The sequence below is a fragment of the Priestia sp. 3CA3 genome (genome assembly GCF_056836725.1).
Map to the genome: position 1 here is coordinate 1 of NZ_JBXENJ010000008.1, position 12,686 is coordinate 12,686.

Genomic DNA, 12,686 nt, shown 5'->3' on the forward strand with positions numbered 1-12,686 from the left:
GAATTTCAAGCGCTGTTTTTTATGTTAACCGTATGTAGTTGTAGTTTCTCATACCTCCTTCTTTGCCAGTGGAACTTTATCTGCATCTCTAGACAAATGTCCTAGACAGAAGGGGTGCCTTTCAATAGACTAGAGGTTATCTGTGAAAATACAATATTTAAGTAAGGAAGGTGCTCTGCTATTATGCTTCATAATCCAACTGGAAAAAAACGTCTAGGATTAGCGTTTCTTCTCAGCACGCTTGCGATATTAGGTCCGCTTAATATCGATATGTATTTGCCAAGTTTTCCTGCTATTGCTGATCATTTAGATGCGCGAGCTTCACTTGTACAGCTTAGCTTAACATCGTGTTTACTAGGACTTGCCGTTGGTCAAATCGTGATTGGTCCAATCAGTGATGCAAAGGGACGAAAAGGACCTTTACTCATCTCCATCTCTTTATTTATGTTATCGTCATTGCTCTGTGCACTGGCTCCTACTATCACGGCTTTAGTTATCGCACGCTTTTTGCAGGGGTTTACGGCTTCGGCAGGAGTTGTTCTTTCTCGCGCCATTGTCAGAGACGTCTTTAGCGGAAGAGAACTTACGAAGTTTTTTGCTCTGTTAATGGTTATCAATGCCTTTGCACCAATGATAGCACCAATGGCCGGAGGTGCTATTTTACTTCTTCCTTTTGCAAGCTGGCATACTATTTTCTTGTTTTTAAGTTTAATAGGTCTTTTAATTGTTTTAACAATCTCAATGCGTTTAAAAGAAACTTTGCCCATTGAAAATAGAACACCAAGTTCAATTGGTCATTCTGTTCGCATAATGGGCAGTTTATTACAAGACCGTTCTTTTATTGGATATGCCCTAATTATCGGACTGGTCCATGGAGGAAGCTTTGCTTATGTATCAGGCACTCCATTTGTCTATCAAGGGATATACCATGTTTCTCCGCAAGTTTTTAGCATTTTGTTTGGTATTAACGGCTTGGCTATTGTGACTGGAAGCTTTATTATTGGGCGCTTTAGCGGAATTATCCATGAAAGAAGCCTGCTTCGCATTGCCGTGATTACGGCTGTAAGTGCTACTAGCGTACTTCTTATCATGACTATGCTTAAAGGACCGCTTGCTACGATTGTTATTCCCATTTTTATTTACATGATCTCTATAGGAATGACGATCACAGGCTCGGTGACATTGGCAATGAAAAATCAAGGACATAGAGCAGGGAGTGCGAGTGCCGTGTTAGGTATGCTTCCATTAACTTTAGGATCAATTGTTTCTCCTTTAGTAGGGATTAACGAAACAACAGCGATTCCGATGGCTGCTATCTTATTTAGTACGGCGCTTTTAGGTTTTGTAGCTTTCTTTACGTTAACTAAAAACAAGAAAGAAGCAGAAAAGTGCGAAGTTAACGAGTTTAAAACGGAGGTTTCTCCGTAATCGCTTTTTGGATTGTTTTAAAAGCATCACTCCTTTGTGAAAAGGAGTGATGCAAATTTATTCAAGTATTGGATAATATATGCTAACCTTAGGGCATGATCGAAAGGAGTGGATAATAATGAGTAAAGTAATTCCTGAAATAACCCTTAATGACGGGGTAACCTTGCCTGCTATAGGTTTTGGTACATACAAGCTTAACGGAAATGAAGGAGTCAACGCTATAACGAGTGCGATTGATGTAGGGTATCGTTTAATCGATACTGCTTATAATTACGAAAATGAAGGCACTGTGGGGCAAGCTCTCCGAAAAACACCGGTTTCTAGACAAGAACTATTTGTTACCTCTAAACTCCCAGGGCGATACCATACGTATGACAAAGCAATTCCTACCATTCAAGAATCTTTATATCGGGCGAATTTAGACTATTACGATTTGTATCTTATTCATTGGCCTAATCCTAAACAAGATCATTATGTAGAAGCTTGGCAAGCACTGATTGATGCGAAGCGCTGGGGCTTGATTCGTTCAATTGGTGTTTGTAATTTTCTTCCCGAGCATATTGAGCGCTTGGAAAAAGAGACCGGCATTTTACCAAGCATCAATCAAATAGAACTGCATCCTTTTTTTAATCAACATCAATATCGAAATTGGTATCAAGAGAAAAACATTCAAATTGAATCTTGGAGTCCACTAGGACGAGCGAGTGCTGTTTTAGAAAATGAAACAATTAAACAAATTGCAGACCGTCATAATAAGACAGTTTCACAAGTGATTTTGCGATGGCATTATCAGCTAGGCGCCATTTCAATCCCAAAATCGTCATCTCGCAAGCGGCAGCTTGAAAACATATCGATTTTTTCATTTTCTTTAGATGAAGCGGAGATGAATATGCTTTCAGAATTGAACCGCGAAGATGGAAGACTTAATAATCAAGACCCCGCTGCCTATGAAGAATTTTAACCATAAGGCCTCACTTATTTTTTAGGTGAGGCTTTTCTTCTAAGATTTTTAGTTATGTAAGCTTGAAAATAGTCCGTTTAGTTCTAACGATTGTAAGAGAAAATGTGTTAAAATATTCCGAAAAAAGGAGTGGTGAACCATGGAAAAAGTAGTAAAAGCGATTCAAGACGAATATCCGGATGATTTTGCATGGTGTTACGGTTGCGGCCGATTAAATCAAGACGGCTATCATTTTCGGACAGGATGGCTAGGAGAAAAAACAATTACCCTTTATACACCTAAGCCTGAACATACAGCTATACCAGGATTTGTATATGGCGGACTTCTTGCATCACTGATTGATTGTCATGGAACAGGCTCTGCATCTCTTGCTCTATACCGTAAAAATGGCTGCGAAATAGGAGATTCAGCAGAGCCGCCGCGGTTTGTTACCGGTTCTCTCCACGTAGATTTTAAAAAACCAACGCCACAGGGTGAAGTACTAAAAGCGATAGGAACGGTTGAAGAAATTCACCCGAAGAAATGGAAAGTTAAAACAGAAGTATACGCGAATGATATCGTTGTTGCGACCGGAGAAGTTGTGGCAGTTGTTATGCCAAATACGTTTAAACGAAAAGAAGACTAAAAAATGCAAAACAGTTACATAAAAGGGGAGGAAAAGGTATGGATAAATGTAATTTAGACCACTCGGTAGAAGATGTACATCAGAAGTTTAATTCGCAGTCACAGTGGCTGCCAGAAGATATTCGTTCATTATTTCATGAGTTTCTCGTGCGAAACCCTTCGCAAACAACATTAAACGAGATGTTTCATTTGCTGAAGAAATATGATTTAGTTGATGAACAAGAAAGAAAAGAGCGAGATCGAAAAATCAAATGGCTGATATTAAATAAAGAAGATACGAGAGCTTAAGTTTTTATCCCTGAACAGCTTGTGACCCCGCAGTTGATTTCCGTGCAAGACTTCACTTTCCGTGGGCGCCCGCTGAGCCTCCTCGTCACATACGCTCCTGCGGTGTCTCACCTGTTCCGCTTTTCCCGCAGGAGTCTTCGTCTTGCCCTTCAATCAACTGCTAAAAAGATCTATACGCATGAAACCGGCTTTTACCACAACAAAAAAACGAACCCTTCATCAAACATCTTGATGAAGGGTTCGTTTTTCACTTCGTCTAAAATCCTTTTGTCCCAGCCTCTTTCTTTGAATAGCTGTAAATAGACCGTTGCTCTCAACACTAGTATTTTTTTATCACTTGAAAATATACTTATATTCAATAGGTGTTATATTCATATATTTTTTAAATTCTTTGTAGAAATGAGATTTATCATAAAAATCATACCCCTCTGTTATAGTATGTACCGTTTGCCGAGTATTCAACAGTTCATATACTGAATGCTGTAACCTGACAATTTGACTAAATTTTTTAGGAGAATATCCTACGTGTTCTTCGAATTTTTTACGCAAGTAACGGTCCGAATATCCCGTATCCTCCGCTAACTCTTTAATTTCAAAAGTTCCTCGCGAGGTATAAATTTTGTTAAGACAATATGTAATTAAGTTTTGAGCATAGTTGATGTGTGAATTTTTTGTGCGTAAGAATTTATTAAAAGCTATTATACGCTCTTTAAATCCTACCGACTTTGCTATCTCTTCTAATAAATTGTTTTGAATATTTAACACTTCGTATAAAGGAAGTTGACGATGTTGAATAATTTCTTTAATTGAACATTGAAACTTCAATTTGCATTGCTGTGGAGAGAGACGAACTCCAAAATAATCTACATTTTCTTCAAAGAAATAAAAACTTCGCTCTTCTGGACCAGAAGCTAAGAGTGCGAGAGGATTAGAGTCATCACAGCAAAAAAGTAAATCTAAACAACCGTCTGGAATAATAGGGAGTGATCCCTTCAGCGAAGTTCCTACGTTAAATTGATAAAACAAGGAAATGTCGCTTTGTGTATGCTGTTCAGGTCTATACTCTATATAGGAGTAACAATTTGATTTCATTTCAGGCTGAGTAGGATTAAATATGTAACTTTTCATTACAGTATAGCCTTCTTTCTTAAATTCTGAATTTTTAGTTTTTAAATAAAAAAAGTATAGTTTAAATTAATGGTGATGGCAAAGAACATGTCAGAATATCTGACGCATTATGTTATTTATGTGAGGTAGTTCCGTTTTTTACAATGCTTCTTCCTTATATCCGAGCTATAGTAAAAACAAGCAAAAGAATAAGGGAGGAATTATTTATGCAGACCCATGAAACCATCATTAATACAGTCAATCACCCTTTAGAACCTCTAACAGCAGATGAAATTAAAAATGCTGTTCGGATCTTGAAAAAAGAACAAAAAATTAGTGAATATGTAAGATTTGTAACGGTTGTGTTAAAAGAGCCGGCCAAGGATATCGTACTTGCTTATGTATCAGGTGAAAAAATTAATCGCGAAGCATTTATGATTCTATTAGATAATGAATCTGGAAATACGTATGAAGCAGTTGTATCGTTGACGAGTCAATCAGTAGTAAGCTGGGAGCATATTCCTGGGGTGCAAGCTGGAATTATGCTAGATGAGTTTGAAGAGTGTGAACAAGTTGTTAAAAATAACGAAGAATTTCGAATTGCTTTGCAAAAAAGAGATATTACAGATGTCGATTTAGTAATGGTGGACCCTTGGTCTGCAGGACATTTTGGCATAGAAGAAGATGAAGGCAAACGATTAGCTAGAGCCATTTGCTGGATTAAAAAATTCCCTAATGATAATGGATATGCCTATCCATTAACAGGAATTGTTGTATATGTGGATTTGAATAAAATGGAAGTTGATCGAGTAGAAGATCATGGTGTAAGGACTATACCTCCTACCCATGGAAATTATACGCCAGAAACGACTGACAGCATTACGTTTAGGGAAGACTTGAAACCTTTAGAAATCGTTCAACCGGAAGGGCCAAGCTTTGAAATAGACGGTCACTTTATAAAGTGGCAAAAATGGAATATTCGTTTCGGCTTTACACCGCGAGAAGGCCTAGTGCTTCACACGGTAGGATATGAAGACAAAGGAAAAGTACGTCCTATTTTGTATAGAGCTGCGCTTTCTGAAATGGTTGTTCCGTATGGAGATGGAAGTTTTGCTCATAATAGTCAAAATGCATTTGATGCAGGAGAGTATGGAATGGGGCAGCTTGCAAATTCATTGACATTAGGCTGTGATTGCTTAGGAGAAATTCGTTATTTTGACGCCGTTATGACTGATAGTAGAGGAAATGTGCGAACCATTCCAAATGCAATTTGCCTTCACGAAGAAGACTATGGGATTGCTTGGAAGCATACGGATTGGAGAACTGAGCAAGTGGAAGTGCGTCGTTCACGCAGGTTAGTTCTATCATTCTTTTGTACAGTAGGAAACTATGATTACGGATTTTATTGGAGTTTTTATCAAGATGGAACAATGGAATGTGAAGTAAAGTTAACCGGAATGTTAAATACAGGAACATTTGACGAAAGCGGTATATCTAAATATGGTACTGAAATTGCACCGCAGTTAAATGCGATTTATCATCAGCATTTCTTTAATTTTCGTTTGGATACGATGTTAGATGGTATGAAAAATTCAGTTGTCGAAATTAACACGCTTCCTGAGAAAAAAGGTGAAGGAAACCCTTATCATAACGCTTTTTATATTGATACGAAAACATTTAAAAAAGAGCAGGAAGCGCAGCGTATTATGGATATGGCTTCACAAAGAACGTGGAAAATTGTCAATCCTAATTCCTTAAATGCCGTGGGGAAACCTGTAGGTTACAAAATTATGCCTGGTGAGAACTGTTTGCCTTTTGCAAGCGATGAGGCAAGTGTAATGAAGCGTGCAGGATTTCTGAATAAACACCTATTTGTGACAAAGTATGACCCAAATGAAATGTACGCTACAGGTAATTACCCAAATCAGAATCAAGGAGGGGACGGTTTACCAAAATACGCGGCTGGAAATCGTGATATTGAAAATGAAGATTTAGTAGTTTGGTATACAATGGGGCATCACCATATTACAAGACCAGAAGATTGGCCCGTTATGCCTACGGCTTATATTAATTTCCAGTTAAAACCGGTTGGGTTTTTCGACCGAAATCCAGCGATTGACTTGCCGCGGCCAAAAGCAAAAAATTCGACATGTAGTTCTAGCTGTCATAAAGAATAAATCGCAAGAAAAGAAGAAGAATAGATTTCTTCTTCTTTTTTTAAAAGAGAAAAGGAGACGAACATAATGTTATTAATTGTGAGTGTAATAATGGTTATTGGATACAGCGTTTATTTTTTCAGTAGTTCGCACGTCAAAGGCATCACTACACAAGCATCTATCACTAAGTGCATTTCTATGTTGTTAGGCATGACAAGCAGTTTAACAATTGGTCTTATTATAGTAGCTTGGCTACCTAATATGCTGGCTTTTTCTACAATAATTGCAATTTTATTAAGTATAGGAACGGCAATATTAGTAGGAGGGAGATTTGGATTGGGCGGTATTCTTGAAGCTCTTGCATCTAGTTTAATGGGAGCGATGATGGGGACGATGTTAGGCGCTATGCTTTCTTCACAAGAACTCACCATGATGATAGCGATAATGGCTGTTGTTTATCTGATAAGTGTGTTTTCAATGATAATGATTTTAATGAATGCCGATGTAAATACAAAGTGGTCTGTCTTAAAGAAGAAGCCAATTTCATTTTATGTAGCATTTTTATTAAGTGTATGCTTGGTTAGTACCATGGGGGTTTTGCATCTAAATGATAAAGAAGTAGAAAACCATGAGATGAATCATACTCACCAGCATTCATAAAAAGTTTGAATTGTGTCAAAGGAAATAGATTAAAAAATTAGTAAGGAGATGATACTATCCATGCAAGATAAGCAAATACCTCAAGAAAAGGCTATGGAGACATCTGAATTTGGGTATGAGCAAGAGTTAAAAGGATCTATGAACGTGTGGCAGCTGACGGCTTTTGGTCTAAATTATATGCTTCCGTTAGCTCCGGCCGTCATCTTTGGTGTTTTATTATCCACTTCAGGAGGAACAGTGGCTTTACCATTTTTATTAGCCGGTATGGCAATGTTTTTAACCGCTTTTAGCTATGCTGTTATGGTACGAAACTTTCCATTATCCGGTTCAGTATATAGCTATGTTGGTCGGGGGTGGAATGCACATTTAGGTTTCCTGGCAGGATGGGTCGTTACCCTTGATTATGTGCTGATTCCTACTATTACGTCTGTAAGTGCAGCATATTTAGTTCAGCAATACTTTCCAAATGTGCCATTTTGGATTCTTCTTGCAGTGTTTTCAGTAGGTATAGGTTTACTAAATTTATTCGGGGTGGAATTAATATCAAAGATGGGGCTTTGGTTTTTATTGCTCGGTGAATTTGTTGTATGGACTTGTATTTTATTTTGGGGAAAATCAGTATATGTGGATGGTATAGGAACAGGTACTCTATTGAGTGTGGAGCCCTTTCATTTTGAAAGTGCGCCAGGACTAGTAGCTGCGACTTCTGTAGCTGTATTAAGTTTTTTAGGATTTGATGCCATTACAACGCTTGCAGAAGAGACACGAAATCCTAAACGAGATATACCAAAAGCAATATTCATGTGTATTGGAATTGGGATGATCACCATGGTGACTTGCAGCTATGTAGCTATGCTTGTTATACCTGACTGGGAAACTCATGTGAATGATCTAAATTGGATGAATACGGTTTTATTTCAAGTGTCTAAAATGACTGGAGGAGATACGCTGGGACTCTTTTTTACAGCGGGTTATCTGAGTTCACTGGCTGTTTTTAATTTAGTTGCCACAGCCGCCGGCGCCCGGTTGTTATATGGAATGGGAAGAGACAATCTGTTGCCAAAAAGTGTGTTTGCAGCAGTAAATAAAAGGTTTAATACTCCTCACTTTAATATTATCATCATCGTTGCTATTGAATTTATTTTAGGTAATACTGTAGACTTGGGAACAATCTCAAACTTAGTAAACTATGGGGCATTTTTTGGTTTTGCTGCGTTGAATGTATCAGTGGTTTGGCTATATTATATTAAGAGAAAAGGGCAAGGTCCTCTTCATTTAAGTTCAGAGACGGAGTGGGTACCAAAGGGCAGACATCATGTTCGCTATTTGTTCATTCCCCTATTAGGTTTTTTAGTTATTATCTATGTGTGGATAGGAATGGATAAGCTGGCTCTTCTCTTAGGAAGTATGTGGCTAATTGGAGGATTTATTTTTCTCTTCTTTCGAACTAATCGCTTTAAAGATCTACCACCTCATTTAAAGAATTAACAAAGAAGCAGATTTTGCTTTTTAGAATCTGGCTCCTGCCTACTATATATGTTCCACTCCAGCGCTTTAATAGCTTTTTTATTAAAGATTAGCTGAGGTTTACTATTCTTTTATATTTTGGGGACTCTACATTAATAATCTACCACCGCTAAAATATAAAATACAGTTGTTTAGTAAAAAGATCTTTATTGAAAGAAAAATTAGATTTTCTTGCTTGTTCGTTCGTAAGAACCCCTGAACATTTAAAAGACATTAAAGATTTTATCCATTTAAAACATCTAAATGCACCAAAGCTGATTGCGAAAGTGGAAACAATGGAAGCTATAGAAAATTTCAAGCAAATATGTGAAGAAGGCGATGGAATTATGATTGCACGAGGAGATTTAGGGGTAGAGCTACCGTATGAATGGATTCCTTTGCTCCAAAAAATATTAATTCATGAATGCAGCTTGCACGATAAATATGTGATCACCGCGACACAAATGCTTCAATCAATGGTGAGCAGCGCAATTCCTACAAGAGCCGAGGTGACGGATGTGTTTCAGGCAGTACTGGACGGCACGAATGCAGTGATGCTTTCTGCTGAAACAGCAGCTGGGAAATATCCGATTGAAAGCATGGAAACACTTTATAAAGTATCACATCTTGCTGAAACGATTCAAAATAAAAGAGTTGCGAGCTCCGCAGAGATTTTGGCAATGTTAAAGAGCTCGAGATAAAAAGTACAGCAAGTAGATATGTAAGTTTAAAAAATATATTTAAATTAAAAAAAGTGGAAATGTTTTCTACTATCCAAGTACAATTCAATTAATGAATGCTTTGCATTTTGCATATAAGTATTTATACCTATGTTGTCATAATTTATGTGATTCCCCAAAGCATAAATTACTTTTCATTACCTTATTGTGTACAAATATATTATGAGATAAGCCCATGCCTGTACAGGCATGGGCTTATCTTTATATGGCGTTTTAAAACGTCAATTTCTAATTGGGGAATTAATCTTCACCTCTTGCACAATAAATATTCTTCTGTACAAAAATAGAGTGTATAATAGGAATGTTGACTTGATAGGAAAAAGAGAGAAGCCTTATCAAGCAAAGGAAGATGGAGTGGAGAGTGTGTACTGAAAGTGAAATTGTCCAGCGGCAAAAATAAACATGTTTTTCGAATGCTTCTAGAAGAATATCTAGAATGAAAGTAGGAACATTATGGAAAAGAAAATGAGGTTTGGCATCAAATCCAAAATTATTATTGGATATTTAATTGTTATTGTCTGTTTATTTATTGCATTTATTGTTTTAAACAGTCAAATTTCATCTTTGCAAAAAGAGCGAAATTTTATCATTGATCATGATATTGAAGTCCATGATCTGACCAATCGAATTGAAAAGCACCTGCTTGATATGGAAACCGGACAAAGAGGCTATATTATTACAGGAGAAGCGAGTTACTTAGAACCGTATAACAGTGCAGCAACAAGTTGGGAAAAAGATTATAATGCGCTGTATCAGCTTCTAAATAATAATCCAAATCAGCAGGAGAAACTGGAGAAGATTAAAGGAAGTATTCAAGACTGGATTGAAGCTGCTGGTGAACCGACCATTGCATTAAAAAAAGAAAATAATACAAAAGAGCTTCAGCAATTTTTTGAGAAAGATCCTGGGCGCCAGTATATGGACGATATACGCAGCCAATTTACTTCTTTTAGAAATGTAGAGAAAAAATCGACTGAAACAAGAGCAACAGAGTTAGACGAGAAAAATCAAAAAATTAAAATTGGACTTTACGGTTTGCTGTTATTCGTTACGCTTATTTCACTTGCTATCGCTATTGTGTTGTCTAATTCTATTGTGAATACGATTAAAGAAGTTACGCAAACGATCAAACGAATTACGGCTTCAAAAGGCGAGCTAAAAGGAAGAATTAAAGTTCGATCTAATGATGAAATTAAAGATTTAGGACTAGCCACGAACGCGTTGTTAGAAAATATTGAAGAGCGAAACTGGCTTCAAACGAACATTGCTCATGCTGTAACGATGTACCAAGGCATAGCATCGGTAGACAAGCTAGCGGAAAAATTTCTCTTTACGGTTTCAGAAATGACAGGAGCTTCTTTCGGAGCATTTTATGTTCGAGAGGAAAATGATAAAGGAAACCTATTCGTCAAACAAGCTGCTTTTGCAGATAGAAAAAGCGACGCGGGAAGAGAGAGCTTTTTGATAGGCGAAGGGCTTATTGGACAAGCTGCTTTAGAGAAAAGAACCTTTGTCATAAACGATGTACCTGACACGTACCAGCTCATTACTTCCGGATTAGGAGACGTAAAACCTAAGAGTATTTTTATTGTACCCGTCTTGTTTGAAGATGAAGTAATTGCTGTTATCGAGCTTGCATCGCTGCACGAGTTTACAGTTTTAGAGCAAGAACTTATTAGTCAAGTGATTGAAACGTTTGGTCTCACTATCAATGGCGTAATTAGACGTATGGAAATTGCTCGTCTATTAAAAGAATCTCAGGCGATGACAGAAGAGCTCCAAGCTCAGTCTGAAGAACTTCAAACACAATCAGAAGAACTGCAAATGCAGTCTGAAGAGCTGCGTATGATTAATGAACAGCTAGAAGAAAGAACAAAAGACGCAGAAGAAAAATCGTTTGAATTAGAGGCTGCAAAAGAAGATTTAGAAGAAAAAGCGCATCAGCTGGAGTTGAATTCTCAATATAAATCTGAATTTCTTGCTAATATGTCGCATGAGCTTCGAACACCACTTAACAGCATTCTTATTCTGTCTGAAATGCTTGAGGAAAACGCAGCCAAAACGCTATCTGAAGATGAAGAAGAATACGCTCGTATTATTCATTCTTCAGGAAAAGACTTGCTCGCGTTAATCAACGATATCTTGGATTTATCAAAAGTAGAGTCTGGAAAACTAGATATCTTGCTTGCTGAGATGAATATGAGTGAGCTTCCAGATCAAATCGAACGTAATTTCAGCCACGTTGCTGAACAGAAAAACGTACAATTGAAAATTCATAAAGCACAAGATGTACCGGACATCATTCACACAGATGAAAAGAGATTCCAGCAAATTGTGAAAAATCTTTTATCAAATGCATTTAAATTTACGGAATCGGGATCTGTCACCGTATCCATTCAACGAGTAGCTGACCATCGTCTCACAACAGCTATGCGTACAGTTGATACAGATTGCTGGCTAGAAATAGCTGTAGCTGATACAGGAATTGGTATACCAAAAGAAAAGCATCAGCTTATCTTTGAAGCGTTTCAGCAGGCGGATGGAGCTACGGTCCGCAAGTACGGAGGAACAGGACTTGGCTTATCTATTTGCAGTGAGTTTGCAAAATTATTGGGCGGCTGGATTTCTCTAAGCAGTGAAGTAGGAAAAGGAAGTACGTTTACACTCTATCTTCCTAGTCTCTCTAATGGTCTTATTGATTATGAAAAAGTGAATTTTGCATATGAAGAAGTAGCGGTATCTGTAGAAGAAGCTGAACCTGAAGCAGAAATAACTGAAATTGATCATCCTGTACAACCAGTTGAACCTTCATTGCAAGATGATGAAAATGTGTTTCAAGATAAGCGAGTGCTCATCGTAGATGATGACCAGCGCAACATCTTTGCCTTAAAAACTGCGCTAGCTAAACAAGGTATGACCATTATGACAGCTCATAACGGAATAGAGTGTCTTGAAATGATGGAGAATAGTGAACCATTTGATCTCATTTTAATGGATATTATGATGCCGCAAATGGACGGATATGAAGCCATGCAGAAAATCAGAGGAGAGCTAAAGCTTGTTGATTTGCCTATTATTGCATTAACCGCTAAAGCGATGAAAAACGATCGTGAAAAATGCTTGGAAGCTGGAGCATCAGATTATATCAGCAAACCTTTAGATTTAAATCAGCTGTTCTCCGTTATGCGTGTATGGCTAGTAAATTAAGCGGGGTAT

Annotated in this window: 9 protein-coding genes and 1 pseudogene; 9 read left to right on the top strand and 1 reads right to left on the bottom strand. The window is 37.5% G+C overall.

Features of this window, described 5'->3' with window-relative positions:
* Window positions 1–183 precede the first annotated feature (183 nt).
* The 4 genes from AC1VNJ_RS20330 (at window position 184) to AC1VNJ_RS20345 (ending at window position 3,301) form a co-directional block, all read left to right on the top strand.
* Window positions 184–1,428 carry a Bcr/CflA family efflux MFS transporter gene (locus AC1VNJ_RS20330; RefSeq protein WP_482641212.1) on the top strand — a complete coding sequence of 415 codons (1,245 nt, stop codon included), beginning with the start codon at window positions 184–186 and terminating at the stop codon, window positions 1,426–1,428.
* 118 nt (window positions 1,429–1,546) lie between these two features.
* A complete protein-coding gene (locus AC1VNJ_RS20335; protein ID WP_028413974.1) occupies window positions 1,547–2,389 on the top strand; it encodes an aldo/keto reductase in 843 nt (280 codons plus the stop codon).
* Between the two features lie 139 nt (window positions 2,390–2,528).
* Window positions 2,529–3,014: a PaaI family thioesterase gene (locus AC1VNJ_RS20340; RefSeq protein WP_034266606.1), complete on the top strand. Its 486-nt coding sequence runs from the start codon at window positions 2,529–2,531 to the stop codon at window positions 3,012–3,014.
* A 38-nt stretch (window positions 3,015–3,052) separates the two neighbouring features.
* Window positions 3,053–3,301, top strand: coding sequence for a hypothetical protein (locus AC1VNJ_RS20345; RefSeq protein WP_328132593.1), 249 nt, complete (start codon window positions 3,053–3,055; stop codon window positions 3,299–3,301).
* A 333-nt stretch (window positions 3,302–3,634) separates the two neighbouring features.
* Here AC1VNJ_RS20345 and AC1VNJ_RS20350 read toward each other — a convergent pair whose 3' ends face one another.
* The gene (locus AC1VNJ_RS20350) at window positions 3,635–4,429 is read right to left on the bottom strand and encodes a helix-turn-helix domain-containing protein (RefSeq protein WP_482641213.1); all 795 of its coding nucleotides are present in this window, start codon (window positions 4,427–4,429) and stop codon (window positions 3,635–3,637) included.
* 206 nt (window positions 4,430–4,635) lie between these two features.
* On the opposite strand from AC1VNJ_RS20350, the gene AC1VNJ_RS20355 reads away from it, so the two are divergent.
* From AC1VNJ_RS20355 to AC1VNJ_RS20375, 5 genes and pseudogenes are all read left to right on the top strand, one after another.
* Window positions 4,636–6,585: a primary-amine oxidase gene (locus tag AC1VNJ_RS20355; RefSeq protein ID WP_034266611.1), complete on the top strand. Its 1,950-nt coding sequence runs from the start codon at window positions 4,636–4,638 to the stop codon at window positions 6,583–6,585.
* 66 nt (window positions 6,586–6,651) lie between these two features.
* Window positions 6,652–7,224: a hypothetical protein gene (locus tag AC1VNJ_RS20360; protein WP_034266613.1), complete on the top strand. Its 573-nt coding sequence runs from the start codon at window positions 6,652–6,654 to the stop codon at window positions 7,222–7,224.
* A 60-nt stretch (window positions 7,225–7,284) separates the two neighbouring features.
* The gene (locus AC1VNJ_RS20365) at window positions 7,285–8,712 is read left to right on the top strand and encodes an APC family permease (RefSeq protein ID WP_034266615.1); all 1,428 of its coding nucleotides are present in this window, start codon (window positions 7,285–7,287) and stop codon (window positions 8,710–8,712) included.
* Between the two features lie 185 nt (window positions 8,713–8,897).
* Window positions 8,898–9,431 (top strand): annotated as a pseudogene (locus AC1VNJ_RS20370) (pyruvate kinase); the annotation flags it as partial.
* 492 nt (window positions 9,432–9,923) lie between these two features.
* Window positions 9,924–12,677: a CHASE3 domain-containing protein gene (locus AC1VNJ_RS20375; protein ID WP_482641214.1), complete on the top strand. Its 2,754-nt coding sequence runs from the start codon at window positions 9,924–9,926 to the stop codon at window positions 12,675–12,677.
* Window positions 12,678–12,686: the final 9 nt, after the last annotated feature.

Excerpts from the sequence above, each read along its gene's own strand:
- AC1VNJ_RS20330 (WP_482641212.1), top strand. The coding sequence starts at position 184 with ATGCTTCATAATCCAACTGGAAAAAAACGTCTAGGATTAGCGTTTCTT.
- AC1VNJ_RS20335 (WP_028413974.1), top strand. The coding sequence starts at position 1,547 with ATGAGTAAAGTAATTCCTGAAATAACCCTTAATGACGGGGTAACCTTG.
- AC1VNJ_RS20340 (WP_034266606.1), top strand. The coding sequence starts at position 2,529 with ATGGAAAAAGTAGTAAAAGCGATTCAAGACGAATATCCGGATGATTTT.
- AC1VNJ_RS20345 (WP_328132593.1), top strand. The coding sequence starts at position 3,053 with ATGGATAAATGTAATTTAGACCACTCGGTAGAAGATGTACATCAGAAG.
- AC1VNJ_RS20350 (WP_482641213.1), bottom strand. The coding sequence starts at position 4,429 with ATGAAAAGTTACATATTTAATCCTACTCAGCCTGAAATGAAATCAAAT.
- AC1VNJ_RS20355 (WP_034266611.1), top strand. The coding sequence starts at position 4,636 with ATGCAGACCCATGAAACCATCATTAATACAGTCAATCACCCTTTAGAA.
- AC1VNJ_RS20360 (WP_034266613.1), top strand. The coding sequence starts at position 6,652 with ATGTTATTAATTGTGAGTGTAATAATGGTTATTGGATACAGCGTTTAT.
- AC1VNJ_RS20365 (WP_034266615.1), top strand. The coding sequence starts at position 7,285 with ATGCAAGATAAGCAAATACCTCAAGAAAAGGCTATGGAGACATCTGAA.
- AC1VNJ_RS20375 (WP_482641214.1), top strand. The coding sequence starts at position 9,924 with ATGGAAAAGAAAATGAGGTTTGGCATCAAATCCAAAATTATTATTGGA.